Source organism: Neohoeflea coraliihabitans, from assembly GCF_019334345.1.
GTDB lineage: Bacteria > Pseudomonadota > Alphaproteobacteria > Rhizobiales > Rhizobiaceae > Pseudohoeflea > Pseudohoeflea coraliihabitans.
The window spans coordinates 998,122-1,024,669 of the sequence record NZ_JAHWQX010000001.1 but is presented as its reverse complement, the minus strand read 5'-3'; the positions used below and the strand labels follow the sequence as shown (position 1 = coordinate 1,024,669).

The 26,548-nt window shown below is 61.5% G+C and carries 20 protein-coding genes; 12 read left to right on the top strand and 8 right to left on the bottom strand.

All coding sequences use genetic code 11. The features are described 5' to 3' along the window. From KY465_RS04850 to KY465_RS04840, 3 genes are all read right to left on the bottom strand, one after another. Entirely contained in the window at positions 1-1,545 is a 1,545-nt protein-coding gene (locus KY465_RS04850; protein ID WP_219200353.1) for a UdgX family uracil-DNA binding protein, read from the bottom strand. Then, positions 1,545-2,810, bottom strand: a complete 1,266-nt coding sequence (locus KY465_RS04845) for a putative DNA modification/repair radical SAM protein (RefSeq protein WP_219200352.1) — start codon at positions 2,808-2,810, stop codon at positions 1,545-1,547. Before KY465_RS04845 ends, KY465_RS04850 begins: the two co-directional genes overlap by 1 nt. A 90-nt stretch (positions 2,811-2,900) precedes the next feature. Further along, the gene (locus KY465_RS04840) at positions 2,901-3,248 is read right to left on the bottom strand and encodes an ArsR/SmtB family transcription factor (RefSeq protein WP_219200351.1); all 348 of its coding nucleotides are present in this window, start codon (positions 3,246-3,248) and stop codon (positions 2,901-2,903) included. Between the two features lie 193 nt (positions 3,249-3,441). Here KY465_RS04840 and KY465_RS04835 point away from each other — a divergent pair, with 193 nt between their 5' ends. The 4 genes from KY465_RS04835 to pyc all read left to right on the top strand — a co-directional run bounded on the left by KY465_RS04835 (position 3,442) and on the right by pyc (position 10,696). Next, on the top strand, positions 3,442-4,200 hold the full coding sequence (locus KY465_RS04835; RefSeq protein ID WP_219200350.1) for an N-formylglutamate amidohydrolase: 759 nt from the start codon (positions 3,442-3,444) through the stop codon (positions 4,198-4,200). Positions 4,201-4,321: 121 nt separating this feature from the next. Continuing rightward, the gene (locus tag KY465_RS04830) at positions 4,322-5,710 is read left to right on the top strand and encodes an aldehyde dehydrogenase family protein (protein WP_219200348.1); all 1,389 of its coding nucleotides are present in this window, start codon (positions 4,322-4,324) and stop codon (positions 5,708-5,710) included. Between the two features lie 556 nt (positions 5,711-6,266). Continuing rightward, the gene (locus KY465_RS04825) at positions 6,267-7,007 is read left to right on the top strand and encodes a helix-turn-helix transcriptional regulator (protein WP_219200347.1); all 741 of its coding nucleotides are present in this window, start codon (positions 6,267-6,269) and stop codon (positions 7,005-7,007) included. 218 nt (positions 7,008-7,225) lie between these two features. Further along, positions 7,226-10,696: a pyruvate carboxylase gene (pyc, locus tag KY465_RS04820; RefSeq protein ID WP_219200346.1), complete on the top strand. Its 3,471-nt coding sequence runs from the start codon at positions 7,226-7,228 to the stop codon at positions 10,694-10,696. A gap of 80 nt (positions 10,697-10,776) precedes the next feature. On the opposite strand, the gene KY465_RS04815 is transcribed toward pyc, so the two are convergent. After that, positions 10,777-10,926: a DUF3309 family protein gene (locus KY465_RS04815; RefSeq protein WP_219200345.1), complete on the bottom strand. Its 150-nt coding sequence runs from the start codon at positions 10,924-10,926 to the stop codon at positions 10,777-10,779. A gap of 511 nt (positions 10,927-11,437) precedes the next feature. Between KY465_RS04815 and ispG the strand changes: the two genes are divergently transcribed. Further along, positions 11,438-12,703, top strand: a complete 1,266-nt coding sequence (gene ispG / locus KY465_RS04810) for a flavodoxin-dependent (E)-4-hydroxy-3-methylbut-2-enyl-diphosphate synthase (RefSeq protein WP_219200344.1) — start codon at positions 11,438-11,440, stop codon at positions 12,701-12,703. A 58-nt stretch (positions 12,704-12,761) separates the two neighbouring features. On the opposite strand, the gene KY465_RS04805 is transcribed toward ispG, so the two are convergent. Further along, positions 12,762-15,314: a hybrid sensor histidine kinase/response regulator gene (locus KY465_RS04805; protein ID WP_219200343.1), complete on the bottom strand. Its 2,553-nt coding sequence runs from the start codon at positions 15,312-15,314 to the stop codon at positions 12,762-12,764. 104 nt (positions 15,315-15,418) lie between these two features. Then, the gene (locus tag KY465_RS04800; RefSeq protein WP_219200342.1) at positions 15,419-16,336 is read right to left on the bottom strand and encodes a polyprenyl synthetase family protein; all 918 of its coding nucleotides are present in this window, start codon (positions 16,334-16,336) and stop codon (positions 15,419-15,421) included. Positions 16,337-16,531: 195 nt separating this feature from the next. On the opposite strand from KY465_RS04800, the gene KY465_RS04795 reads away from it, so the two are divergent. The 4 genes from KY465_RS04795 to KY465_RS04780 all read left to right on the top strand — a co-directional run bounded on the left by KY465_RS04795 (position 16,532) and on the right by KY465_RS04780 (position 19,036). Beyond that, positions 16,532-17,251, top strand: a complete 720-nt coding sequence (locus KY465_RS04795; RefSeq protein WP_428982924.1) for a biosynthetic peptidoglycan transglycosylase — start codon at positions 16,532-16,534, stop codon at positions 17,249-17,251. A 77-nt stretch (positions 17,252-17,328) separates the two neighbouring features. After that, positions 17,329-17,967, top strand: coding sequence for a glutathione S-transferase family protein (locus KY465_RS04790; RefSeq protein WP_219200341.1), 639 nt, complete (start codon positions 17,329-17,331; stop codon positions 17,965-17,967). A gap of 159 nt (positions 17,968-18,126) precedes the next feature. Further along, the gene (gene rpmF / locus KY465_RS04785) at positions 18,127-18,312 is read left to right on the top strand and encodes a 50S ribosomal protein L32 (RefSeq protein ID WP_133282438.1); all 186 of its coding nucleotides are present in this window, start codon (positions 18,127-18,129) and stop codon (positions 18,310-18,312) included. A 259-nt stretch (positions 18,313-18,571) separates the two neighbouring features. Continuing rightward, on the top strand, positions 18,572-19,036 hold the full coding sequence (locus KY465_RS04780; protein ID WP_219200339.1) for a hypothetical protein: 465 nt from the start codon (positions 18,572-18,574) through the stop codon (positions 19,034-19,036). 7 nt (positions 19,037-19,043) lie between these two features. On the opposite strand, the gene KY465_RS04775 is transcribed toward KY465_RS04780, so the two are convergent. Together KY465_RS04775 and phaR are read right to left on the bottom strand one after the other, a co-directional pair. Continuing rightward, positions 19,044-19,475 (bottom strand): GlcG/HbpS family heme-binding protein, encoded by a 432-nt coding sequence (locus tag KY465_RS04775; protein ID WP_219200338.1) that lies wholly within the window; start codon positions 19,473-19,475, stop codon positions 19,044-19,046. 172 nt (positions 19,476-19,647) lie between these two features. Continuing rightward, positions 19,648-20,271: a polyhydroxyalkanoate synthesis repressor PhaR gene (gene phaR, locus KY465_RS04770; RefSeq protein WP_219200336.1), complete on the bottom strand. Its 624-nt coding sequence runs from the start codon at positions 20,269-20,271 to the stop codon at positions 19,648-19,650. A gap of 338 nt (positions 20,272-20,609) precedes the next feature. On the opposite strand from phaR, the gene KY465_RS04765 reads away from it, so the two are divergent. The 3 genes from KY465_RS04765 (at position 20,610) to KY465_RS04755 (ending at position 26,548) form a co-directional block, all read left to right on the top strand. After that, positions 20,610-21,791 (top strand): acetyl-CoA C-acetyltransferase, encoded by a 1,182-nt coding sequence (locus KY465_RS04765; RefSeq protein WP_219200334.1) that lies wholly within the window; start codon positions 20,610-20,612, stop codon positions 21,789-21,791. A gap of 114 nt (positions 21,792-21,905) precedes the next feature. Next, the gene (phbB, locus tag KY465_RS04760; RefSeq protein WP_219200332.1) at positions 21,906-22,631 is read left to right on the top strand and encodes an acetoacetyl-CoA reductase; all 726 of its coding nucleotides are present in this window, start codon (positions 21,906-21,908) and stop codon (positions 22,629-22,631) included. A gap of 695 nt (positions 22,632-23,326) precedes the next feature. Continuing rightward, positions 23,327-26,548, top strand: coding sequence for a helicase-related protein (locus tag KY465_RS04755; RefSeq protein WP_219200330.1), 3,222 nt, complete (start codon positions 23,327-23,329; stop codon positions 26,546-26,548).

The following is a 26,548-nucleotide window of genomic DNA, read 5'->3' as shown; positions in this document are numbered from 1 at the left end:
TCAGGCGACCGCCTGCAAAGCGAGGGTCAAGTCGTTGCGCAGCGCCTCGCGTTGCATCTCAGCGGCCTGGCGATCGGGAATGCGCAGGATCGATGAGGGGTGTATGGTGATCAACACTTTCAGCCCGTCGGAGCGCGTTTCGATGCTGCCGCGCCGCTTGAGAATAGCTTTGCCATCGCCGGTCAGCGCCTCGGCGGCTGTGGCGCCAAGCGCCACCACAAGCTCGGGGCGAATTTCTTCCAACTCGAAGTCGAGCCACCAGCGGCAGGCCTGAATTTCAGCGCTATCGGGGCGCTTGTGCAGGCGGCGTTTGCCGCGTGGCTCGAATTTGAAGTGCTTGACAGCGTTGGTGACATAGCAGGCGCTGCGGTCAAGTCCGGCCTCGGCGCCAATCTCGTCCATCAGCTGACCAGCGGGTCCGACAAAGGGCTTGCCCGCAAGGTCCTCGCGGTCACCCGGCTGCTCGCCAACAAGCATCAGCCGCGCATTTGCGGGGCCCTCGCCGAACACGGCCTGAGTGGCACATCGGTGCAGATCGCAGCGTTGGCAGGCGTCGACCTGGCGGCGGGCCGCGTCGAGCGATTGAGGGCGCGGTTGCAGGCGCGGTTCACTGGAACTGACAGCAGTCATGAAAGCATCCTTGTTGCGGCGCGCCTGTTGAGCCTTGATGCGCTCGGTCGCCGGCTGCGGCAGGGTGACGCCGCTTTCGACCATGTGCCGGCTGCGTTCTTCGGCGTGCCTGATCAAATCGGGAATGAGTTCAGCCTCCGGAAGGTTCCGCCAATATTTTTTTGGCATCTCGGCGGTCATCGCTTTCACCTTCAGGCGAGCAGGATTGAAAATCGAGCTGAAATAGGTTTTCCAAAGATCTTCCGTGGGATCCGCGTTGAAGGTCGGACGGCCCTCAAATGGCTCGAAAGCGAGGTCGCCATCGCGGCCGTGCGCGATCAGCCCAGGAGTGGCGATTGCCCAGTCCATATCGCCGAAGCGCCTGAGAAAAAACGGCGCAGTGCGCTCCAGACTATAGTGACTAGGTTCGAACCAGGCAGCGAAGCGCCGGCGACCCTCTTGGTCAGCATCCATTTCGCGAAACCGGACGAAGGCCTTCATCTTGTGGCTGTCGCGGCGAACGGCCTTGGCCATTCCTGCGAGCCGGGCGATCAGGGGATCGGACCGGTCTTTCAGCACGTTCTTTTCGTCCTGTAGCCGGAGAAGCGCCTGGTAGAGAAGCGCAAAACGTTGGGGATCGCTGTGGGCGATTGCCGCCTCCGCCAGCTCCAGGAACGCGCGGGGTACGCTCAGCGCTGTCGCGTTGGGCGATCGTTCCGGGTCAGGGGGCAGGAGAGCCGACTCCATCGGCTCGCCCAGAGCAGATGCAGCAGGGCGCAATTCAGGCTGGATGGCCGGCTGCTCGAACAGCGTGCCGCCCGCGCAGTTGAAGCGCCAGGAAATGGCCTCGGGCGGCACTCCTCCCGCGGCCAGGCGGCGGGCGGCGGCGCGCCAAGCCGGCCAGGCTCCGATCAGCGGAATGTCGATGCCGTGCATCAAAACAGGGTCAGTTGTTGCGGGCCCGGAAGGAAGCGGGCGCGCAGATCCACGCTGTCGGTCAGACCCCCGGGCGTCCAGCCGGGCAGCGAGATGAAGGGGCGGGCCTTTTTCACGGATACCCCGATACGGACAAGATCTTCATAGCGCAGCGTGCGATAGCGTCGCGCCGCGATGATGCCCTGCACGGTGCGCGTGCCGAAGCCGGGGACGCGCAACAAGAGCTCGCGCGGCGCATGATTGACGTCAACTGGAAACTGGCAGCGATTGCGCAAGGCCCAGGCGAGTTTTGGATCAACCGCCAGGTCAAGCATGCCCCCTTGCGCCGTCGAAGTGATTTCGTCGATGCCGAATCCGTAGAAACGCATCAGCCAGTCGGCCTGATACAACCGGTGCTCGCGCATCAGGGGCGGGGTGATGGCAGGAAGCAGCCGCGATGCATCGGGGATCGGACTGAATGCGGAATAGTAGACCCGCTTGAGGCCGTAGCTTCCGTAAAGATTGGCTGAGCGATCAAGCACATCATTGTCGGTCGATGCATCGGCGCCGACAATCATCTGCGTGCTCTGTCCAGCCGGTGCAAAGCGCCGGCGCTTCTTGCTCAGGGCCGACGGTTCGGAATAGTCCTCGATCTTCAAACGAAGATCGCCCATCGCCTTGCGGATGCTGCGCGGGTTTTTCTCAGGAGCCAGTTGCTGCACTGACGGGTCGGTGGGCAATTCGATGTTGATCGACAAGCGATCGGCATAAAGGCCGGCCTCTTCAATCAACGCCGGATCGGCATCGGGGATGGTCTTCAGGTGGATATAGCCGCGGAACCGATGCTCCTGACGCAATTGGCGGGCTATGCGCACCATATCGGCCATCGTGTCGTCAGGAGAGCGGATGATGCCGGACGACAGAAACAGACCTTCGATATAATTGCGCCGGTAGAATTCCATGGTCAGCCAGACGACTTCCTCGGGAGTAAACCGGGCCCGCTCGACATTGCTTGAAACACGATTGATGCAATAGGCGCAGTCATACATGCAGAAATTGGTCATCAGGATTTTCAGAAGCGAGATGCAGCGGCCATCCGGCGCATAGGCATGACAAATTCCCGATCCTTCGGTGGACCCGAGGCCGGCGGGGATCGGCTTTCCACCCGCCTTGCCGGCGCCCGAGGCGGAATGGCGCTTGGTCGTGCCGCTTGATGCACAAGAAGCATCATATTTGGCGGCATCGCTGAGAATGGCGAGTTTTTCTTGCAACGTTTTCCTTGGCATTTGTTCCTTATATGTTCTTTTTGGGGGAACGGCTATAAAGAATGACATACCGGTCGGCACTGCCTAGGTGATATGCGCGGTGGCGAGGGTTCAGCGCTGCGGCAGGCCGGTGTCAAAACCCATTTCCACCATCAGCGAGCGGCATTGAGCGGGCTGGCCGCCACAGCAGTCTTCAAGCAGAAACGACAGCAGTGTCGCGATGCCCTCGAAGTCAGCCCGGTAGCGTATGGTGCGCCCCTCACGGCTGCGGCGCACAAGGCCGGCGGATCGCAATATTCCCAGATTGGTCGACATGGTGTTCTGACGAATGCCGAGGCGCTCGCCGATCTCCCCGGAGGGCAGGCCCTCCGGTCCGGCCTTGACGAGCAGGCGGAACGTGGCCAGACGCGTGTCCTGGCCCAGGGCGGAGAAAGCTTCGACGGCGCGTGCGGTTTCCATCTCGTCTGCATAGCAAATCCGTTCCGCGGTTGGAACGGCGGTTTCGATCGCAGGTCAGCCGGGCTGGCGCGGCCAGATCTAACCGGCGCGTTTTAGCCCGATGCATACCGACCTTCGTCCATTGACAAGCTGGTGACTTGGCATCTGTATGCACCGGAGCTTGCCGCAAGGCGCAATCAGGAGATGAGAGCGGATGAGCACGCCGTTGTTGCGAGAAGGTGAAATTGCACCGGTTCGTGTCGTCCGGCCGCACGGCCGCAGTGATATCGTGCTGGTATGCGAACATGCGGGAATGCTTTTGCCTGCGTCTGTCGGGACGCTGGGTTTGCCGGACGCGGTGCTGGCAAGTCATATCGGCTGGGATATCGGCGCGCTGGGTCTGTCGGAAAAACTGTCGGCCCGTCTCGATGCAGCACTGGTGATGCAGCCTTACTCGCGGCTCGTTTACGACTGCAACCGTCCGCCAGAGGCGCCGAGCGCCATTCCGCACAAAAGCGAGATTTACGATATTCCCGGCAACGAAGGACTATCGGCCCAGGAACGGCAGGAGCGAGCAACGGCGATCTACGCCCCCTTCCATGCCGCCGTGGAAAGGCTTCTCGATGAACGCCAGACAGCCGGACGTGCGTCATTGATCGTCACCGTGCATTCGTTCACGCCAATCTATTTCGGAGCGCGGCGTGATGGCGAGCTTGGCATTCTGCATGACGCCGACAGCCGCCTGGCCGATCGGCTAATGGCAGCGGCGAATGGGCTCGGCCTGTCCGGTGTGCGGCGCAATTATCCTTACAGCGCCAGCGATGGCGTCACACATACGCTGCAGCGTCACGGTCTGGCACGCGGTTTGGAGAACGCTATGCTTGAAGTGCGCAATGATCTGATCGCGGCGCCCGAGGGCCAGGCGGTCTGGGCGAAGAGGATCCAGGCTCTGCTCGAGCAGGCGACCGTTTGATGTGGGCGGATGGGGATAGGAATTCAGCGATCGGGCAGGCCGCATTTGCCTGTGCAACCGGCGCAATATCTGACAGGTTTGAGCCCGACCGCGGCCATGTCGCGGCGACAGGAGAGAAAAAATGAGCAAGACTTTGACATGCATTTCACCGATCGATGGTGCCGTGTATGCCGAGCGGCCGGTGATCGAACCGGACGCGGCACGCCAGATCGTTGACCGGTGCCGGGCGGCGCAGAAGGCTTGGGCGGCGCGACCGCTTGATGAGCGGATCGCTGCCGTGAAGGCAGGTGTCGCGCAGCTCAACACGATGGCTGACGAGGTCACGGTCGAACTGGCTCACATGATGGGGCGGCCGGTGCGCTATGGTGGCGAATTCGGCGGCGTCAATGAACGCACGGACTATATGTCGGAGATCGCGGAGCGTGCGCTGGCCCCCTTGATCGCCGAGGAATCAGCACAGTTCTCACGGCGCATCGAGCGGGTGCCGCACGGAGTGGTGTTCGTCATCGCGCCGTGGAACTATCCCTATATGACTGCGATCAACACGATCGTTCCGGCGCTGATCGCCGGCAATTCGGTGGTCATCAAGCATGCGACACAGACGCTGCTGGTCGGCGAGCGCATCGCCAATGCCTTTGCCGCGGCTGGTTTGCCGAACGATTTGCTGGTCAACCTGTTTCTCGATCATGACGGCACCGAGGCCCTGATCGCGGAAGGGGCGTTCAACTTCATCAATTTCACCGGTTCAGTCGGCGGCGGCAAGGCCATCGAGCGGGCTGCCGCGGGCACGTTCACGGGGATCGGACTTGAACTGGGTGGCAAGGATCCAGCCTATGTGATGGAGGATGCGGACCTTGATTGGGCCGTCGACGTTTTGATGGATGGTGCATTTTACAATGCCGGACAATGCTGCTGCGGCATTGAACGCATATATGTGGCGCGGCCTCACTATGAGGCCTTCGTCGAGAAGGCGAAGGCATGGGTGGAAAAGCTGAAACTGGGAAATCCGCTTGATAAGGCGACCACGCTCGGACCCATGGCCAAAGTGCGGTTCGCTCGTGAGGTGCGTGCGCAGATCGATGAGGCGATCGCCGATGGAGCCCGGACTGTCGTCGACCCGAAGCATTTTCCCAGTGATGATGGCGGCGCCTATTTGATGCCGCAAATCCTCGTCGATGTAACCCACGACATGCGGGTGATGCGCGACGAGAGTTTCGGGCCGGTGGTTGGCATCATGCCGGTTGACGGCGACGACGAGGCGATCCGGCTGATGAACGATTGTGCGTTCGGACTGACCGCGTCGCTGTGGAGCCAAGATGCCGAGCGCGCCGAGCGCATTGGCGCAGCACTCGATACGGGAACGGTGTTGATGAACCGCGCCGATTATCTTGACCCGGCATTGTGCTGGACAGGGTGCAAAGCGACCGGGCGGGGCGGTTCGCTGTCAGAAATCGGCTTTCACAACCTGACGCGGCCGAAATCCTTCCACATGCGCAAGACGCAGTCATGACGGGTGCACTTCGTGCATTTGCCGAGGACGGTCTTGCGAAAACAGCTGTGTCCCGACGGCTGCAGCCGGAGTACTATCCTAGGACATGCATTGGGCTGCGCCGGTTGTCACCAAGAAAATATGATCACTTCGGCAGGACATTTTATGACGGAATTGCAAGGAAATAAGAAATAAAACTACCCATTCCTCCCCCTTCCTATAGGGGATGGCCGGGAAAGTGCTGCTCAACACTTGCCGCGTTCCGCGAGTGTAAAGTTGCGAGACGCAATTTTACTTGCGAATTGCAGATTGACCCCATCTTTTATGGGGGTGATTGTAATGGGACGATTCGTCTCGTTGCGCAGCTGATGCGCGAGGAGGAGAATCGTTCGGTCGGGCATGGCGTTCCGGTCCGAAACTTGAGGTTGAACGGGCAGTGCACTGCGGTGAACTGCCCGGATATGTGAGCCAAGAGAATTGGAAAGAGGTGGCAGGACTGACCACCGGTATCGGGGCTGGGGATATTTCGCGAGACGGACCTCGCCTTATCCCCCAACAAGGATGGTGAAAGTCGAAAATGAACAAAGCGGGGCTGTTGCGATTTCTCGAACTCGATTTTTCCGATTTGAGTTCAGCGGATATTATTGTTGCGCTTGAGGGCGTTATTGATGAAGTGGGATTTGACTATTTTACGCTGACCCGGCAACCGCTGATGCACAGCGGCTCGCAGGATCTTGTCCTTTGCGGCCGCTGGCCGGCGGGCTGGCCCGAAGCCTATGTGCAGCGCAAATATGCCGCCATCGATCCGATGATCCGCTATCTTGGTTACTGCCAGCGCGGTTTCAGTTGGAGCGAGGCGGCCGATGCGTTTCGCGATGATTGTCATGGCAAACGGATCGCACGCATGTTCAAGCATGCCAAGAAGTTCGGCCTGGAGGCTGGCTATGTGTTTCCGGTGCATGGTCGCCAGGGGCTGGCGGGCATGCTGAGCGTCGGAGGGCAACCGGTGACGCTGTCCGCCTCGGAGGTGCAATTGTTCGAGGCCGTGGCGAAGCGGGCGTTCTGGGCCATTGCCGAGGGGGCCGGTATTGCGACCCCCGTGGCTGAATTGTCGGACAGCGGCGTTGCCATGACGAAGCGGGAACTGGAGACGCTGCATCTCCTCGCCGAAGGTCTGACATCGGGACAGATGGGCTCGACGCTTGGTCTGTCGGCGCATACGGTCGACTGGTACATGAACGGCATTCAGGCAAAACTTGCTGCCAAAAACCGTCATCATGCCGTCGCCCTGGCGTTTCGGCGAGGACTGATTTCCTAGGCTTACACTGTGCGGCTACAGGCGCCGAAGATGCAGGGGCAGGCTGCTCTTTTCAAGCGGCCACGGAACCGCAACCTCGGGCTGCCGGCTTCTGTTCATGGCTGGCGGTGCCGGGTCCGCCTGTGTTTGGTTGCGCCGCAACAAGAGGGACGATAAAAGCGCTGGGATTGCCAAACGCGATCTTGTCGTCAGCCTCTTAGTCCACCCGGGAGACCTCCGTGCCGATTGCCAAAATTCTCGTTGCCAACCGATCTGAAATCGCCATACGCGTGTTCCGCGCCGCCAACGAGATGGGCATCAAAACCGTCGCGATCTGGGCGGAGGAGGACAAACTCGCTCTGCACCGCTTCAAGGCCGATGAAAGCTATCAGGTCGGACGCGGGCCGCATCTCGAGCGTGATCTGGGGCCGATCGAGAGCTATCTGTCGATCGAGGAAGTGATCCGCGTTGCCAAGCTTTCCGGTGCCGATGCGATCCATCCGGGTTACGGTTTGCTGTCGGAAAGTCCCGAATTCGCCGACGCCTGCGCGGAAAACGGCATCATTTTCATCGGTCCGAAGCCCGAAACGATGCGGCGGCTCGGCAACAAGGTGGCGGCTCGCAACCTGGCGGTGGAAATCGACGTCCCGGTGGTGCCGGCGACCGAGCCGCTTCCCGCCGACATGACGGAAGTGGCGCGCCTGGCTGAAGAGATCGGCTATCCGGTCATGCTGAAAGCGTCGTGGGGCGGCGGCGGCCGCGGCATGCGGGCGATCCGTTCGGCGGATGATCTCGAGCGCGAGGTCACGGAAGCCAAACGCGAAGCGAAAGCAGCCTTCGGCAAGGATGAGGTTTATCTCGAGAAGCTGATCGAGCGGGCCCGGCACGTGGAGGTGCAGGTGCTTGGCGACACGCACGGCAATGCCGTGCATCTGTTTGAGCGCGATTGCTCGATCCAGCGGCGCAACCAGAAGGTGGTCGAGCGCGCGCCGGCTCCGTATCTCGTGGCGGAGCAGCGCGAAGAACTGAGTTCCTATGCGCTGAAGATCGCCGAGGCGACGAATTATGTAGGGGCCGGCACCGTCGAATTTCTAATGGATGTCGACACTGGCCGGTTCTATTTCATTGAGGTCAATCCGCGCATCCAGGTCGAGCATACCGTCACCGAGGAGGTGACGGGGATCGACATCGTCAAGGCGCAGATCCGCATTCTCGAAGGCCATGCGATCGGCACAGCAGCGTCAGGCGTCCCGGCTCAGCCCGACATCCGGCTGAATGGTCATGCCTTGCAATGCCGGATCACCACGGAAGATCCCGAGCAGAATTTCATCCCCGACTATGGCCGCATCACCGCCTATCGCGGCGCTACCGGCTTCGGTATCCGGCTCGATGGCGGCACCGCCTATTCCGGCGCGGTGATTACACGCTATTATGATCCGCTGCTCGAGAAGGTCACCGCATGGGCGCCGAGCGCGGAAGAGACGATCCGCAGGATGGACCGGGCGCTCCGCGAATTCCGCATCCGCGGCGTCGCGACCAATCTGACATTTCTCGAAGCGATCATCGCGCATCCGCAATTTCGCGACAACAGCTATACGACACGCTTCATCGACAACACGCCGGAATTGTTCACGCAGGTCAAGCGCAAGGACCGGGCGACCAAACTGCTGACATATCTCGCCGATGTGACGGTCAATGGCCACCCGGAGACGCGCGACCGGCCGCGCCCGAGCGCCGAGGCGGCGGCCCCGACCGTGCCGCACATCGATATGGCGATACCCGACGGCAGCAAGCAGCGCCTCGACGCACTCGGCCCGCAGGAATTTGCGGCCTGGATGCGCGCTGAAAAGCGCGTGCTGCTCACCGACACGACGATGCGAGATGGCCATCAATCCTTGCTGGCGACGCGCATGCGTACCGATGACATTGCCCGCATTGCCGGCACCTATGCACGCGCATTGCCGCAGCTTTTGTCGCTGGAATGCTGGGGCGGCGCGACCTTCGATGTGTCGATGCGTTTTCTGACCGAGGACCCGTGGGAGCGGCTCGACAAGATCCGGCGGAATGCGCCAAACCTTCTGTTACAAATGCTGCTGCGCGGCGCCAATGGTGTCGGCTACACCAACTATCCCGACAATGTCGTGAAGTACTTCGTCCGCCAGGCAGCGGCCGGCGGCATCGATCTGTTTCGCGTCTTCGACTGCCTGAACTGGGTGGAAAACATGCGGGTGTCGATGGATGCCGTTTGCGCCGAGAACAAGCTTTGCGAGGCAGCGATCTGCTACACCGGCGATATCCTCAATTCGGCGCGTCCGAAATATGATCTCAAATATTACGTGGCGCTGGCCGAGGAGCTGGAACGGGCCGGCGCGCATATCATCGCGCTCAAGGACATGGCCGGCCTGCTCAAGCCGGCGGCCGCGCGGCAATTGTTCTCAGCGTTGCGTGAGGCGACCGACCTGCCGATCCATTTCCACACCCATGACACGTCGGGAATTTCAGCCGCGACCGTGCTTGCCGCTGTTGAATCCGGAGTGGATGCCGTCGATGCGGCCATGGACGCATTGTCGGGCAATACCTCGCAGCCCTGTCTCGGATCGATTGTCGAAGCGCTTTCGGGACACGAGCGTGACCCCGAACTTGATCCCGAGTGGATACGCCGGATCTCCTTTTACTGGGAGGCCGTGCGCCATCAATATGCGGCCTTCGAGAGCGACCTGAAGGGACCCGCCTCGGAAGTCTATCTGCATGAGATGCCCGGCGGGCAGTTTACCAATCTGAAGGAACAGGCGCGTTCACTGGGGCTGGAAACACGCTGGCACGAGGTCGCGCAGGCCTATGCAGACGCCAACCAGATGTTCGGCGATATCGTCAAGGTCACGCCGTCATCGAAAGTGGTCGGAGACATGGCGCTGATGATGGTCAGCCAGGATCTGACGGTCGCCGATGTCGAGGATCCCAACAAGGATGTTTCCTTCCCCGAATCGGTCGTTTCAATGTTGCGGGGGGATCTCGGTCAGCCGCCTTCCGGCTGGCCGCAGGGACTGCAGAAAAAGGTCTTGAAAAACGGCGAGGCCTACGAGGTGCGTCCCGGGTCACTGCTCGAGGATGCCGATCTCGATGCGGCCCGGCAGACGATCGAGTCAAAGATCGAGCGTCCGGTCAACGACTATGAGTTCGCGTCCTATCTGATGTACCCGAAAGTCTTCACCGATTATGCCCTGGCCGCCGAGACCTACGGCCCTGTGTCGACATTGCCGACGCCCGCTTACTTCTATGGTCTCGATGTCGGTGAAGAACTGTTTGTCGAGATCGAACAGGGAAAAACGCTGGTGGTGCGCAATCTCGCCATCGGTGAAACCGACAGCAAGGGAATGGTGACGGTCTTCTTCGAACTGAACGGCCAACCGCGCCGGGTCAAGGTTCCTGACCGCGTGCATGGCGCATCGGCCGCGGCGGCCCGGCGGAAGGCCGAAGCAGGCAACGATCTGCATCTCGGCGCGCCGATGCCGGGAGTGGTGTCGACGGTGGCAGTATCGGCGGGCCAGCAGGTCAAGGCTGGCGATGTGCTGTTGTCCATCGAGGCAATGAAGATGGAGACCGCGATCCACGCCGAAAGAGACGGAACATTGGCCGAGGTCCTGGTGAAGGCCGGCGATCAGATCGATGCCAAGGATCTGCTGTTGTCCTATCAGGCCGCGGAGAGCTAGGCCGACACCGTCGCGGACATGAAAATGGGGCTGGAGAACTGCGTGTTCTCCAGCCCCATTTCAACAGGTGCTTTCTGGCGTCAGATTTGGCCGAGCAGCATCAGAATGATGACGATGACCAGGATCACACCGATGATGCCAATCGGTCCGTTACCGAAGCGACCGCGCGTCGGAATGGCACCGATAAGCAGCAGAATGAGGATGATGAGCAGGATTGTACCGACAGTCATGTGAGTTTTCCTTTCCGGTTGTAGCAACCGCACAACGTATCGCCTGCCGGAGCGGTTCCACATCGTCGCCACAAACTTTCCAGAATGTGCTGGTTTAATGGCGAGAGAAAGCGCGTTCGGGCCGTTTTTCTCGAATTTCTCGACTGTCTTCCAGTTTGATTGCGACCAATTTGACGCGGGGCCTGTTTCTCAGCGGGTGCAATTTCTATATCTGCATGCGAGCGGTCGCGACGCGCGGCCGTCGGCGCATCGCTGCCGCTGAAACTTGAGACGCATGAGGGGCGCATCTAACCGAGCAGGCCGTGGCGATCTGAATTCCGTCTCATCGTGACCGCAGAGACTTCGCTGGCGGCAATGTGTCACTGGATTGTCATGGATGACGGCCATTGCTCGCAACTTGACAAACGCGGCGGCAGAGGCGACCCAGCCATCACGTTTCTAAGTTCAGCCGGTCGGATAGGCCCCGACATCGATGGCGATCGCCATTGCCAACGGAAGTAATGAGGCTCGCATGACACATGCCGCAGGTCCCCAGCCGCGCCGCGCCAGCGTCGCCGTCGATGTCGGCGGAGTCCTGGTCGGCGGCGGCGCGCCGGTTGTCGTGCAGTCGATGACCAATACCGACACGGCCGACGTCGATGCGACGGTCGCGCAGGTTGCAGCCCTGGCGCGGTCCGGTTCTGAAATCGTCCGCATCACTGTCGACCGGGATGAGAGTGCCGCGGCCGTGCCGCGCATTCGCGAGCGGCTGGAACGGCTGGGACTTGAGGTGCCGCTGGTCGGCGATTTCCACTATATCGGCCACAAGCTCCTGGCCGACCATCCGGCCTGTGCCGAGGCCTTGGCCAAATATCGGATCAATCCTGGAAATGTCGGGTTCAAGGACAAGAAGGATCGGCAGTTCATTGCCATCATCGAGACGGCGATCCGTTATGACAAGCCGGTGCGGATCGGGGTCAATTGGGGGTCGCTCGACCAGGCACTGCTGACCCGCCTGATGGATGACAATCAGGCCAAGGGCTCGCCGCTTGCGGCCCGCGAGGTCACGCGCGAGGCGATCATCCAGTCGGCGCTGCTGTCGGCGGAGCTTGCGGAGCAGACCGGACTTGGTCGCGATCGCATCATCCTGTCGGCGAAGGTCAGCCAGGTGCAGGACCTGATTGCCGTTTATCTCGAGCTGGCGCGGCGATCGGATCATGCCCTGCATCTGGGTTTGACCGAGGCCGGGATGGGATCGAAGGGAATTGTCGCCTCCTCGGCAGCCCTGTCGATCATCCTGCAGGAGGGGGTTGGCGACACCATACGCATTTCACTCACCCCCGAGCCCGGCGGCGATCGGACCAAGGAAGTCATCGTGGCGCAGGAGCTGTTGCAGGTGATCGGGTTCCGCCAGTTCGTGCCGGTGGTCGCCGCCTGCCCCGGCTGCGGACGCACGACCTCCACCGTGTTTCAGGAGCTGGCTCGCACGATTGAGGATGACCTGCGCCGCAATATGCCGGTATGGCGGGACAAATATCCCGGCGTGGAAGGTCTGCAGGTCGCGGTGATGGGCTGTATTGTCAACGGCCCGGGCGAATCCAAACATGCCGACATCGGCATTTCATTGCCGGGCACGGGTGAAAGCCCGGCGGCGCCGGTCTTCGTGGATGGACGCAAGGTCGCCACTTTACGGGGGACGAATATAGCTGCCGATTTCCAGGATATGGTCGCCGATTACATCGAGCAGCGTTTCGGCGGTAAGAGCGCGGTGCCGCCGACAGGCGAAGCCGGATCATGAGCCTGCGGGCCTTTCGCGCCTGAACCGGCCGATGGGCCGACGCGCGGCGCGCAGCGCGTCACGCGGTATTGGACAATGCGAGTTGGTCTGGCAGGAACGGGCGTAATTTGGTCGCCAGGCGATCGACCGAAATCGGTTTCGTCAGCCAGGCGTCAAAGCCGGCAGCCACGAGGTCATCAAGCTCGATGCCTTCGCGATGCGCCGAGACAGCGATGATGACCGATGCCGGACGGTTTTCAGCCTTTTCGCAGCGGCGGATTTCGGCGACCGCAGCATGCCCGTCAAGGCCGGGCATGCCGAGATCGAGAAGCAGCAGGTGCGGGTGGTGTTCCCGCCAGTATTGCACGGCCTGGACGCCATTCTCCACGAGCCTGTAGGGCAAACCGAGCTCTTCCAGAGATTGGGAAAAGACGATCTGGTTGACCGGATTGTCCTCAGCGACAAGCAGCGGCGCGCTGGTGTGGCCTTCCGCTTCGGCACGCGACGACGGCGCGGGCTGACCCGCCGGAGCAGGCGTTTCTCCGAAACCAGGCTTTGAGACCTCCTGTGCTGTATCAACTGACGCCGGGTTTTTCGCACCGGTTGGACCCGTTGCGGATGCGGCGCCTGGCGGCTGTACGGGACGTGCGGCGAGGGAGGCCGTGACAGTCACGGTCCGGCATCGGCGGGCTTCACGGATGGTTGCCTCGACAGCGGATCGCAGTTTCTCCAGGGGCAGCGGCTTGTGCAAGACAGTTGCGAACAGCTCGGGCGCCGCAGACGCATTGCCGGTCCGATCAGCCGATGTCAGCAAGAGTATCGGCGTGGTGGCGATGGTTTCATCGGCGTGAATGCGACTGGCTATCTCGGCTGCATCTATTTCCGGGAACTGATCGTCGATGATGATCAGATCGACGTCGATCCCCATGGATTGGGCAGCATGTCCAAGCAGATCAATAGCCATATCGCCGCTTTCGACGGCAACGCAATCCATGCCGCAGCTGCGAACCTGTTCTGTGACCGCTTTCCGTCCGGCTGCGCTGGCGTCAACGATGAGTACACGCGCCGGCGTTTCGCCGGGTTGCGGGTTTTCCGCAGAGCCGGCGCAGGCCCCCTCCAGCTGAATCTCGAAGTGGAAGCGTGATCCTTCGCCAGGCACGCTGTCAACCTCGATGGCTCCGCCCATCAGGCCAACGAGACGAGAGGCGATGGCGAGCCCGAGACCGGTGCCCTCGTGCTTGCGCGTTGACGAGCTGTCGGCCTGGCTAAAGCGTTCGAAAATGCGGGGGACCATGTCTTCGGGGATGCCGATTCCGGTGTCGGTGACCGCAACATCGACGCGGTATCTTTGCTGTGCGCCATCGTGGGGCGTCGATGCAACGGGGACGCAGCCCGCTTCTATGGTAACGGTTCCGACCTCGGTGAATTTGACGGCATTGCCGACGAGATTGATGATCACCTGCCGCAGGCGCGCCGGGTCACCGGAGAGTTGCTCGGGGATGCCCGGATGCAGCCGCACCGCCAGCTCGATGTCTTTCTCCGCCGCGCGGGCGGACATCAGCATGGCGACATCCTCGAGCATTTCGGCGAGATCGAAAGGGCGATTTTCGAGAACAAGACGGTCGGCCTCGATCTTCGAATAATCGAGGACGTCGTTGATGATCTCGAGAAGAGCGTTTCCGGAACGAACGATGACCTCTGCAAAGGTGCGCTGCCGGGTGTCGAGATCCGTGCGGGTGAGAAGTTCGGCCATGCCGAGCACGCCGTTCATCGGGGTGCGGATCTCGTGGCTCATGGTTGCCAGGAACTCGGACTTGGCGCGGTCGGCGGCACGCGCCTTGACCAGTGCCTCATCGGCTTCCCGCGATTTGCGCTTCAGACGCGCCACCATGCGGTGGACAACGATATCGATCGGCAGGAAGACACCGAGGCCAAGAACAACGAGCGCCCCCAGAATGGTCAGCAGAAACTGTTCCAGCATCAGTCCGGTGGTTTTCGACAGGGCAGAGAGGTAGTGGCGAATGGAGTTCTGAATGTGGATGTTGGTCGGTTCAATGACGTTCTCGTACAAGCCGCCGAGCTTGCGGGCCCGCCAGTAGAGGTCAGCTTTGGTTTTCAGGCTCTTGTTGCTTGTCTGCTCGACGAGAAGGCCATGATTGGCGAAAGGTTCGCTGGAAGCCATGTAGCGCGAGGTCCGAGCGGTCTCCTGGCGCAATTCCTCTGGCAACTCGGTCCACAGCTCTTCTAACACGGCAAGTTCATCACGCACCTGGTCCTGGCGGAAACGCAGCCCGTTGAGCGGCGAGATAATCTCGGAATCAATCTCTCTTTGCTCGCGATAGGCATTTCTCTCGGCCAGAGTCATGCCCATCGTCGTGTGGTCGACTACATCCGAATAAGCGGCAAGCGACTCGGTCAACCGGTCAGTCTGGTCGGCGATGTGCCGCATCGCGGCGTCGACCTTTGCGACCTGACGCGAGAACACGCCGACAAGCTGCAATTCGTCGTTCCGCATGTGCTGTGTGTAATAGGAGATGGCACAGAGAACAGCGATTGCCGTCAACGCGACGATATAGGCGGCGCGGTAAATCTTGAGATAGTGTCGGGTTCTCAGCCGTGCTCGGAAAATCATCGGACTCAATACATGGCAGTGATCAACTCACGGCATTATCCGAGAACGTCCTTAACAATCCCCTAGGCCATAAAAAAGCAGGGAATGAAGCATCGGCAGTGATACTAACGGTCGCGACGGGCGATAAATGCCGCTGCTTCCTTCAGAATGTCGGCAGATGCTCCGAACTCCGCCAGTTCTGCTGCAGCTTCATCGATCAGTTCCGCGCAGCGCCGGCGAGCGTGATCAATGCCGTTGAGTGCGACGAAGGTGGCCTTGCGGCGTTCCGCATCCTTGCCCGTCGCCTTGCCGACCACGGCGCTGTCGGCAGTCACGTCGAGCAAGTCGTCGGCCAGCTGGAACGCCAGGCCGATGCGTTCGCCGAAGGCAACGAAACGGCGGCGCTCAGCCGGGCCGGCACCGGCCACCACTGCGCCCGCTTCACAGGCGAAGCGCAACAATGCACCCGTCTTCATGGCCTGCATTCGAGCAACGTCTGTCTCATTGAGCCGACCTGTTTCCGCCGCCAGGTCAAGCGACTGTCCGCCCACCATGCCCGCGGCGCCGGACGCTTCCGACAAGAGAGTGACCAATGTCACCTGCGCGGCCGGTGCCAGGGCAAGGCCGGGGCGACAGATCAGTTCGAAAGCAAGGGTCAATAGCGCGTCACCGGCCAGAATGGCGGTTGCTTCGTCAAAAGCCACATGCACGGTCGGCTGACCGCGCCGCAGCGCATCATCGTCCATTGCCGGCAGGTCATCATGTATCAGCGAGTAGCAATGAACGCATTCGAGCGCGGCGGCGACATGCAATGCGGCGTTCTCATCGCCGCCGAGCAGACGGGCTGTTTCCATCAGCAGGAACGGGCGCAACCGTTTGCCACCATTCAGGACGCCGTGACGCATGGCGGACCGCAAGGGGGCCGGCCAGTGGCGGCGGATACCATCATCCCGCGCCAGTTCGGCATCGAGGAAGGCGACTATGCTGCCTGCGTCAGCAGCAAGTCGCGCGGCAAATGCGGAAGGGGTGGCGGGGGGTGTCATGGCGCCGTCATGCCATGCGGCATGGCGCGCATCAATCTTTTCCTGTACAGGCGACGTGTCACATCCACCTTGCGAAGGGTGTGGCCCCCTGAAACCGACGCGCGGCGCTGCCGCATTGACCGGACTGGCCTTGGCAAGGCGGGACACTCGCCCTATTGAACAGGAAAGAAGGGGCGGGGCGGCGTGGAGCAGGCAGTGGCGCGTGGTGACAAAGCGAGGGGTAGGAAACGGCGCAGCGGCATCTCGCGTCTCCTGGTCTGGATCCTGACGATTGTAGTGGTCTTGCTGCTGCTGCCGTATCTCCTGGTGCTCGCCTATCTTCCCGCCTCGGTGCATCCGGTCAGCACGCTGATGCTTGCCGAGCGCCTGGCCGGGCGTACCTATGAGCGGCGCTGGGTGGAGTTCGAGGCCATTGCCCCCGTGGCTGTGCAGTCGGTTCTGATGTCAGAAGACGGCCGGTATTGCGCGCATAATGGCATTGACTGGCCGGCGCTGAACCTTGTCCTCGACGAAGCACTCGAAGGCGAGGCAACGCGGGGGGCGAGCACGATCCCGATGCAGACCGTGAAGAACCTGTTCCTGACATCGCACCGTTCAGTCATCCGCAAAGCGCTGGAAATCCCGCTGGCCCTGTTTGCGGACGCGGTGTGGTCGAAGAAGCGGATGATGGAGCTTTATCTCAACAGCGCCGAATGGGCGCCTGGAGTGTTCGGAATCGAGATGGCTGCGGAAAGCTATTTCGGTGTTTCGGCGGGGCAGTTGAGCCGCCAGCAGGCCGCGCTGTTGGCGGTGACCCTGCCGAACCCGCACCGGCGCAACCCGGCCAGCCCCAGCTCCGGTTTGCGCAGGCTGGCGCAGACAATCGAGACGCGTGCGCGGCAATCGGGCGCCTACATCAAATGTCTTTACGACTAGATCAGCCGTTCTAACTGGCATCGCCCGGTTTGCCTGTGTAACCCTTCGTGCCGCAAACGAGCGGATGCGGAGGCAGCATGAAGCTTTACATCGGGAACAAGAATTATTCATCGTGGTCTTTTCGCCCGTGGATCGGGCTGCGCCATGCGGGCATCCCCTTCGAGGAAGTGCAACTGTGGTTTGATCATGATCATGGCCATCCGGAGATCAGGGCGATGTCGCCGAGCGGCAAGGTGCCGGTTCTTGCCGATGGCGACCTTGTCCTGCCTGAATCGCTGGCCATCCTCGATCATGTGGCGCGAAAACTTCCCGAAACGGGGCTGTGGCCGGCCGATCCATTGTGGCGCAGCCGCGCCATGGCGATGGCGTGCGAGATGGCGACAGGCTTTTCGGCACTGCGGGCCGCCTGCCCGATGAACATGCGGCGCACTCCGGCGCCTATCAAGACCGGCGCTGAGGTGGCGGGTGATGTCGCGCGCATTAAGACACTTTGGGGCAAGGCACTGGCGGATTCCGGCGGTCCGTTCCTGTGCGGCAGTTTCTCGATTGCCGATGCCATGTTTGCGCCGGTGGTCAATCGGTTTGTGGTCTACGCCTTTGAAACCGACGCGGTGACGCGGGCCTATATGGATCGCATGAAGGCTCTGCCCGCCTGGCAAGAATGGGAGCAGGCCGGCTTTGCCGAAGACGCTGTCGTCGCGGAGGAGGAAGTTTGATGCCAGGCAGGGCGATAAACGCGCAAAAACACGATTGGCGAGTCTGGTCAAAGCGCCTGAAGCGATGTATAAGCCCGGCCAATTCCTGAAATCACACATGCAGGTCCGGCTCAACTGGCGGCGCGCAAGGTGTGCAGTGAGATCAAACTGGAGCTTATCATGGCTGTTCCGAAGCGGAAAACCACTCCTTCCAAGCGTGGCATGCGGCGTGCCGCCGATGCGCTGAAGGCCCCGACCTATGTCGAGGACAAGAATTCCGGCGAACTGCGTCGTCCGCATCATATCGATCTGAAGACCGGTATGTATCGCGGTCGGCAAGTGTTGACGCCGAAAGAAAACGCCTAGCACGACCGACTTCAGTGTCTGCGACTGCCAAGCCGGCCCATCGGGTCGGCTTTTGGCGTTTGAGTCTTCTCGGGTTGCCGTGGCAGGCTGATATTCAAGCCTGCGGCGCGGGGCGCCGACCGGGCGCCTGAAACCGGTCAGAATTCGATCTGCACATCCTGTTGCCTCTTGCCGGGCGGGGTTCAACGGGGCACATTTTCAGCCGTGGAGAATGTGCTTGAGGCGCAGTGATCCTCGTTGTTGCGTTTCGGAGATTTGCATGCTGGCCGCCATCCCGCTGATGATCATACCGTTTCTCATCTATAACGGGATCCTGCTCGATCTCGCCGGCGATCTGTTCATTTTCGGAGCTGATCCGATGGTCACGGATATGGGCGCGGATGGCGTGGGCGCAACCGGGATCACTCTGGGTACCACCCTGCTCAGCGTTCCGATGTTATCCGGTGCGGTGTGGGAGATGAGCCTTGGTGATCTGCTGATCGTTGTGGCGCTGCTCATCCTGTTCCTTGAAATTTTGAAAGCCACGCGTGCCGGCGCGGGATCGGTGCGTGATCACTTGCTGTCGATGCTGGTCTTCGTCGCCTTCCTGGTCGAGTTTCTGCTCGTTGCCGACGCGGCGACGGATGTCTTCTTCATCCTGATGGTGATCGCCTTCATTGACGTCATTGCCGGATTTTCGGTGTCAATCCGCTCGGCCAGGCGCGACGTGTCGATCGGCCTTTAAGGCAAGCTCAGCCGCCGTCAGCCGTCAGGTCAGCGGCCTCGATGCCGGCGATGGCACAGGCTTCGTCATTGTCCGAGGTGTCGCCGGTGATGCCAACGGCGCCAATGATCGCACCTTCGCTGTCGCGCACCAAGACGCCACCTGGAACCGGAACAATGCGGCCACCGGAAACTCCGGACAACCCCTCGAGGAAATGCGGGCGTTCAATGGCCATGGCGCTGACCTTGCGTGATCCGAGGCCGAGGGCGAGCGCGCCGAAAGCCTTGCCGGTGGCAATCTCGCAGCGCAGGATCGAAGAGCCATCCTGGCGCTGCAAGGCGATCATGTGACCGCCGGGATCGAGAACCACCACGGTCAGGGGCGCCAGACTGAGCTTCTCGGCGTGCTTGAAGGCGGCAGAGATGATCGTGTTGGCTTGGGTCAGCGTCAGAGTTGCCACTTGGGTCTCCTGCAAGAAGGTACGAAAGAAGGACATGCGGCATGCGCGCATTGCCGGCAGGCACGATAGGCGCCGCCGGCGCGGGAGGCCAGTCTTCCTTTACGTCAATTTCGTCAAAGGTGTTTTTCCGATGTGGGCCGGTGGAAGGCGGCTATGCGCTGCCAATGAGCGATCAGCGTCCAATTGTATCGATGCGGTCCTGCAGCGCTTTCAGTTGCGTTTTCAGATCCTCTAGGTCCTTGTCTTTCGGACTGGAAGCGGCGTTGCGGTCTTCGCCGGGTGTTTCGGAATCACCATCGGCGGACACATTGCCGGTCGGCATCGCAAATGGCGAGAACATCGCCATTGCCTTCTGAAACATCTCGGTGTTGCGGCGTACGGTCTCCTCCATCACCTGCAGCGGAATCTGCATGTTGCGGGTCACGGGGTTTTCCCCGAGCTGCCGGGTCAACTGGTCGCGCACCTGTTCCTGCTGCTCCGAAAGCGCAGCCATCGACTGCTCGAGATAGCTCGGCACGACCATTTGCAGCTGATCGCCGTAATAGGAGATGAGCTGGCGCAGGAAGGAAACGGGAAGCAGCGTATTTCCGGTCTTGGATTCCTGCTCGAAAATGATCTGGGTGAGTACGGAATGGGTGATATCTTCGCCTGACTTGGCGTCCTGGACCGCGAAATCTTCCCCCTTCTTGACCATCACTGCGAGATCATCGAGCGTCACATAGGTGCTTGTGCCCGTGTTGTAGAGCCGCCGGTTGGCATATTTCTTGATGATGATCGGCCCGTCTTTCTTCGCCATGCAGCGGTCCCTCTCCGTTTCAGTGCTGGCGGTCGACCGATGCAAACCTGGTCGCGAAACCTAATGCCCGGCGGCCCGCTTCGAAGCCGTTTGCCACTGGCCGGCACCCCGGAAGGTGCGTTGCGGACGACTTCGCCCGGCGGGAGCTTAGGCGAAATCCGACGTTTTTGACAAATCATTTGTGCGTTGCAGTGAATGCCCGGTGCGGGCGCGCCAGATCTGCCAGAGACGACGAGGCGCGTGGGGCTTCACGTTTTGCCCGGTTGCATGCATTTGTTTGACAGCAACAGGGCGGTGCGGCAGGGTCTCGGAAATCAGAATCCAAAGAGGAAATGTTCATGTCAACTTCCGAGATTGTCATTGCCAGCGCGGCCCGCACGCCAGTCGGAGCCTTCAATGGTGCCTTTGCCAATGTTCCCGCGCATGAGCTGGGCGCCGCAGCGATAAAGGCGGCACTGCAGCGCGCCGGCGTCGACGCCAAGGAGGTCGACGAGGTGATCATGGGACAGGTGCTGTCGGCCGGTGAAGGTCAGAACCCGGCGCGCCAGGCGGCGATGGCGGCCGGTTGCCCGGACGAGACGACGGCATGGGGCCTCAATCAGCTCTGCGGTTCGGGCCTGCGCACGATCGCCATCGGCATGCAGCAGATCGCCACGGGCGATGCATCGATCATCGTGGCAGGCGGTCAGGAATCGATGTCGATGGCGCCGCATTGCGCGCATCTGCGTTCCGGCGTGAAGATGGGCGACATGAAAATGATCGACACGATGATCAAGGATGGGCTGACCGACGCCTTCTACGGCTATCACATGGGCAATACAGCGGAAAATATCGCCCGCCAGTGGCAGCTGTCGCGCGACGAGCAGGACAATTTCGCCGTCGCTTCGCAGAACAAGGCGGAGCGGGCGCAGAAAGCCGGGCGGTTCAAAGACGAGATCGCGCCGTTCACCGTGAAGAGCCGCAAGAGCGAAACGGTCGTTGAGGATGATGAATACATCAAGCACGGCGTGACGATTGAGGGCGTGCAAAAATTGCGCCCTGCCTTCGACAAGGAGGGCAGCGTCACGGCGGCCAACGCTTCAGGCATCAATGACGGGGCTGCCGCAGTGGTGCTGATGTCTGCCGAAGAAGCCGAAAAGCGCGGCATCAAGCCGCTGGCCCGTATCGTCTCCTGGGCGACGGCCGGGGTGGATCCGCAGATCATGGGAACGGGACCGATTCCGGCGTCGCGCCGGGCATTGGAGAAGGCCGGCTGGTCGGCGAGTGACCTCGATCTGGTCGAGGCGAATGAAGCGTTTGCGGCGCAGGCCTGTGCCGTCAACAAGGATATGGGCTGGGATCTCGATATCGTGAACGTCAATGGCGGCGCGATCGCGCTCGGTCATCCGATCGGTGCCTCGGGCGCGCGGATCTTCACGACGCTGATGTACGAGATGCAGCGGCGCGATGCCAAGAAGGGGCTAGCAACCCTTTGCATCGGCGGCGGCATGGGCGTTGCCATGTGTGTCGAGCGCCCCTGAGGCGGAGCAGACAAGGGACGCGCCTCCGAAAGGAGGCGCGCGGACAATGAGACTCGTGCGAACGTGGCCGACAAGACCGCGGATGCAATCAGCAGCATGAATGAGGAGAGCAGTATGGAACGGGTAGCACTGGTGACCGGAGGATCGCGCGGCATCGGCGAAGCGATCTCGCTGGCGTTGCGGGATGCCGGATATCGCGTCGCCGCGACCTATGCGGGCAATGATGAAAAGGCGAAAGCGTTCAGCGATGCCACCGGCATTTCCACCTATAAGTGGGACGTATCCGACTACGGCGCCTGTGAAGCGGGGATCGCCAAAGTCACCGAAGAGATCGGGCCGGTGGATGTTCTCGTCAACAATGCGGGGATCACGCGGGATGCGATGTTCCACAAGATGTCGCCGGATATGTGGAACGCGGTGATCAATACCAATCTGACGGGCCTTTACAACATGACCCATCCGATCTGGAAGGGGATGCGTGAACGCAAGTTCGGACGGATCATCAACATCTCTTCGATCAACGGCCAGAAGGGTCAGGCGGGACAGGTGAATTATTCGGCGGCGAAAGCCGGCGACCTCGGCTTCACCAAGGCCCTGGCGCAGGAGGGCGCGCGGGCCGGGATCACGGTCAATGCCATTTGTCCCGGCTACATCGGCACCGACATGGTCAAGGCGATCGACGAGAAGGTGCTCAACGAGCGCATCATTCCGCAGATCCCGGTCGGCCGCCTGGGCGAGCCGTCGGAAATTGCGCGATGCGTCGTGTTTCTTGCGGCCGAAGATGCGGGCTTCATAACCGGAGCTACGCTGACGGCGAATGGCGGGCAATATTTCGCTTGAAGTCCCGGGCAGGAAAACAGGGCTGCCCGCGAGGCTTGAACAGCCATCGCAATCGTTAAGAGCGAACGCCCCCGCAAGGGGGCGTTTTTGCTTGCATCACCTTCAAAGGTTAACGGGTAAGGGACGCCGCATGCGGCTGTAAAGCGGCATGGGGCGAAATTCTGGTGTCAGGGCCGGGACGCACCCACAAGATCTGCCGTGAACAAACGGCCAACATTTCTAGATCGCTGATTCGTCGCCGATTCGTTCCGGGCTCGTTCTGAGTGTTAACGGAGAACCGCCAATTCTGCGCAAACATTTAACCAAATATTTGGAAAGGTTAACGAAATTCATTTCGATGCAAGGCCGCCGTGTGGAGGAGCCAATGGCTGCGGGCGGGCATTAACCTTTGGCGGGATATTTGCCGGTGTTTGGGACGTGTCATTGAGCAGAAGATTCACGATGTGGGGGGCAGGCAGTCCGTAATGGGCAGATATAGTCATGAACAAAGCCGCAACCTGGACGAGTCAGCGATTCGTCGCCGATTCGTTCCGCCCCTGTTCCAAATCTTAAGACGTCACCGGAAAAGTTCGAACTGCGGGCGGCCCTGAACAGGCCTTTTGCTCAGCCCTGCGACGCCCTATATGGTGGCTGCAAGGCTCGGACAGCCGGCGCCGCCAGCCATCCGCCGATCAGTTCGCAACACCAGGACCCTTATGTCCTCTTTTCCCCCTTCTTCCAGGCCGCCGCTTATATTGTCCGGGCGCGGTGTCACCGCCGTGCTCGGGCCGACCAATACCGGCAAGACGCATTTCGCGATCGAGCGCATGGCAGCGCACTCCTCGGGCATCATCGGGTTGCCATTGCGGCTGCTGGCGCGTGAAGTTTACCAGCGCATGGTCGAGAAGGTTGGCGCGGCCAAGGTGTCGCTGGTCACGGGCGAGGAAAAGATCTCGCCGCCCAATGCGCCCTATGCGGTGTGCACGGTCGAGGCCATGCCGCGCGACGCCGACGTTGCATTCGTGGCGGTCGACGAGGTGCAACTGGCCGGCGATCTCGAACGCGGGCACGTGTTTACCGACCGCATCCTGTCGCTGCGCGGACGCGAAGAGACGCTGCTGCTCGGATCGGGTTCGATGCGTGGCCTGCTCGAGACGTTGCTGCCAGGGCTGACGGTGGTCGAGCGGCCGCGGTTGTCGCAATTGCTGTACAGTGGATCGAAGAAGATCACCCGCTTGCCGCGCCGTTCGGCGATCGTCGCATTCTCGGCCGATGAGGTTTACGCGATTGCCGAGCTGATCCGCAGGCAACGGGGCGGCGCTGCGGTGGTGCTGGGAGCGCTGAGCCCGCGCACCCGCAATGCCCAGGTCGAGCTCTACCAGAACGGCGACGTCGAATATCTCGTGGCGACCGATGCAATCGGCATGGGACTCAATCTCGATGTCGATCATGTCGCCTTCGCGCAGGATCGCAAATTTGACGGTTACACGCATCGGCGGCTCAATCCCGGCGAATTCGCGCAGGTGGCCGGACGTGCCGGGCGGCATATGCGCGATGGCACATTTGGAGTGACATCGCGCGTCGCGCCGTTCGAGGATGAGCTGGTCGATCGTCTGGAAAGTCACGTCTTCGCACCGGTCAAGGTGCTGCAATGGCGCGCCCGCGGCCTCGATTTCAGCTCGCTGGGGGCGCTGATCGACAGTCTCGAACAGATCCCGCCTGTGGCCGGGCTGACACGTGCGCTTCCGGCCGTCGATCAGCGGGCGCTGGAACGGCTGGCGAGCGACTTCGAAGTGCGTGCGATGGCGACCACCGAAAAAGCAGTCGAACTCCTCTGGGAGGTGTGCGCGCTTCCCGATTATCGCCGCATCGCCCCGGCCCAGCACGCGGATCTGATCGCCGTTCTTTATCGCGACCTGGTTCGCAAGGGGTCGGTGCAGGAAGATTTCATGGCGGAACAGGTGCGGCGGTGCGATTCACCGCAGGGCGACATCGACACGCTGGCGGCACGCATTTCAAATATTCGCACATGGACATACATTTCGAATCGGCCGCATTGGCTTGCCGATCCGTCACACTGGCGCGAAAAGACGCGCGAAATCGAAGATCGATTGTCCGATGCTTTGCATGAAAGGTTGACGAAACGCTTCGTTGATCGCAGGACATCCGTGCTCATGAAGCGCTTGAGAGAGAATGCGATGCTCGAAGCAGAAATCAGTGTCAACGGCGATGTGTTCGTCGAAGGTCATCATGTCGGCGAACTTGCCGGCTTCCGGTTCCTGGTCGATCCGTCGGCCGAAGCGGCCGATGCGAAGGCGGTATCCGCGGCGGCGCAGAAAGCTCTGGGCCTGGAATTCGAGGCTCGAGCGGCGCGGCTGCATGCGGCTGGCAACAGCGACTTCGCGCTGGCCTCCGACGGCACGGTGCGCTGGCTCGGTGCTCCGGTGGCGCGACTGGCGTCCGGCGATCACATCCTGCGCCCGCGGCTGATCCTGCTGGCGGATGACCAACTGACCGGTCATGCGCGCGATGTGGTTCTGGCGCGGCTCGAGCGGTATGTCACCCACCAGATCAACACGGTGCTGAAACCCCTCGATGATCTGGCACGGGCGGAAGATCTGGAGGGGCTGGCGCGCGGTCTTGCCTTCCGGTTGACCGAAAGTCTCGGTGTCTTGTTCCGGCGCGATGTGAGCGAGACGATCCGCGATCTCGACCAGACGGCGCGGGCCAGCCTGCGCCGGTATGGCGTGCGTTTTGGCGCCTACCACGTGTTCGTTCCGGCCCTCCTGAAACCGGCGCCGGCAGAGATGATCACGCTGTTGTGGGCGGTTGCAAACGATGGTCTCGACAAGCCGGGGTATGGCGAAGTGACGCCGCTGCTGGCCAGCGGGCGCACCTCTGTTGCCACGGAAGCGAGCATCGACCGGCAGTTTTACCGGCTTGCGGGGTTCCGTTTCCTCGGCAAGCGGGCGGTGCGCATCGATATTCTTGAGCGCCTTGCCGATCTGATCCGACCAGCGCTGCAATGGTCACCCGGAAGCGGCGCGCGCCCGGAAGCGGGCTATGACGGCAAGCGTTTCATCACCACGACGGGCATGCTGTCGATCCTCGGCGCCACGCAGGAAGATATCGAGGAAATTCTCAAGGGGCTCGGCTACCGCGCCGAACCGGTGCCGGTGGAGGAGGCCGCTGCGCATCTGGCCGCTCTCGACAGTGCGCATCCTCAGGACACTGGCGGCAAAAGTGGACCGGTGGTCGAGGTGGTGGCATCGCGGACCGCAGCCGATCGACCGCAGCGGAAGGGTTCGGAAGCAGCCTCGGAGGCGATCTCAGAAGCGGGGGCGACAGACGCGACGATCGCCGCTCAATCCCCGGTGGCTGGCGACAGCGCCGCTAATGCCGATGCGACGCCGCAGCGCGCCGATGCTGCGGAAGATGGCGCGGCCACAGCTTCTGGTGCTCCTGAGCCAGCTCAGAGCGAGACCGACGCGGCGAAGAATGCCGATGCGGTGGCGCCCGTTGCATCGGACGGAACCGCCACGCCGGAGGACTTTTCCGGAGACGCCCAGATTGCCGCCGAGGCGGAGGAGCCACCAGCGCCGGTGCTGTTGTGGCGCCCGGTCGGTCGTAACGATCAGGCGCGCGGACGCGGCCGAGGCGGCCGTTCGTCATCCGGTGACGAGGCGGGGCGCAGCGGGGCAGGCGATGAGGCGGCAGGAGCCGGTCGCGGAGAATCCCGGCGCAACAAGACAGGCGGCAAAGGTCGTGGCAAGGACGGCGGCAAGGGCCGGCAGCGGCATGAGAAAGCGCGTCAACACACGGATGACAAGCCACATCACGGCAAACCTCGATCGGACCGGCCGCGCAAGGAGCGGGCGGTGGACCCCGACAGTCCCTTCGCGGCCCTGGCGGCCTTGAAAGGTCAGTTGAAGAAATAG

Coding starts and splice junctions, on each gene's coding strand:
- KY465_RS04850 (WP_219200353.1), bottom strand. CDS start 1,545: ATGCACGGCATCGACATTCCGCTGATCGGAGCCTGGCCGGCTTGGCGC.
- KY465_RS04845 (WP_219200352.1), bottom strand. CDS start 2,810: ATGCCAAGGAAAACGTTGCAAGAAAAACTCGCCATTCTCAGCGATGCC.
- KY465_RS04840 (WP_219200351.1), bottom strand. CDS start 3,248: ATGGAAACCGCACGCGCCGTCGAAGCTTTCTCCGCCCTGGGCCAGGAC.
- KY465_RS04835 (WP_219200350.1), top strand. CDS start 3,442: ATGAGCACGCCGTTGTTGCGAGAAGGTGAAATTGCACCGGTTCGTGTC.
- KY465_RS04830 (WP_219200348.1), top strand. CDS start 4,322: ATGAGCAAGACTTTGACATGCATTTCACCGATCGATGGTGCCGTGTAT.
- KY465_RS04825 (WP_219200347.1), top strand. CDS start 6,267: ATGAACAAAGCGGGGCTGTTGCGATTTCTCGAACTCGATTTTTCCGAT.
- KY465_RS04815 (WP_219200345.1), bottom strand. CDS start 10,926: ATGACTGTCGGTACAATCCTGCTCATCATCCTCATTCTGCTGCTTATC.
- ispG (WP_219200344.1), top strand. CDS start 11,438: ATGACACATGCCGCAGGTCCCCAGCCGCGCCGCGCCAGCGTCGCCGTC.
- KY465_RS04805 (WP_219200343.1), bottom strand. CDS start 15,314: ATGATTTTCCGAGCACGGCTGAGAACCCGACACTATCTCAAGATTTAC.
- KY465_RS04800 (WP_219200342.1), bottom strand. CDS start 16,336: ATGACACCCCCCGCCACCCCTTCCGCATTTGCCGCGCGACTTGCTGCT.
- KY465_RS04790 (WP_219200341.1), top strand. CDS start 17,329: ATGAAGCTTTACATCGGGAACAAGAATTATTCATCGTGGTCTTTTCGC.
- rpmF (WP_133282438.1), top strand. CDS start 18,127: ATGGCTGTTCCGAAGCGGAAAACCACTCCTTCCAAGCGTGGCATGCGG.
- KY465_RS04780 (WP_219200339.1), top strand. CDS start 18,572: ATGCTGGCCGCCATCCCGCTGATGATCATACCGTTTCTCATCTATAAC.
- phaR (WP_219200336.1), bottom strand. CDS start 20,271: ATGGCGAAGAAAGACGGGCCGATCATCATCAAGAAATATGCCAACCGG.
- KY465_RS04765 (WP_219200334.1), top strand. CDS start 20,610: ATGTCAACTTCCGAGATTGTCATTGCCAGCGCGGCCCGCACGCCAGTC.
- phbB (WP_219200332.1), top strand. CDS start 21,906: ATGGAACGGGTAGCACTGGTGACCGGAGGATCGCGCGGCATCGGCGAA.
- KY465_RS04755 (WP_219200330.1), top strand. CDS start 23,327: ATGTCCTCTTTTCCCCCTTCTTCCAGGCCGCCGCTTATATTGTCCGGG.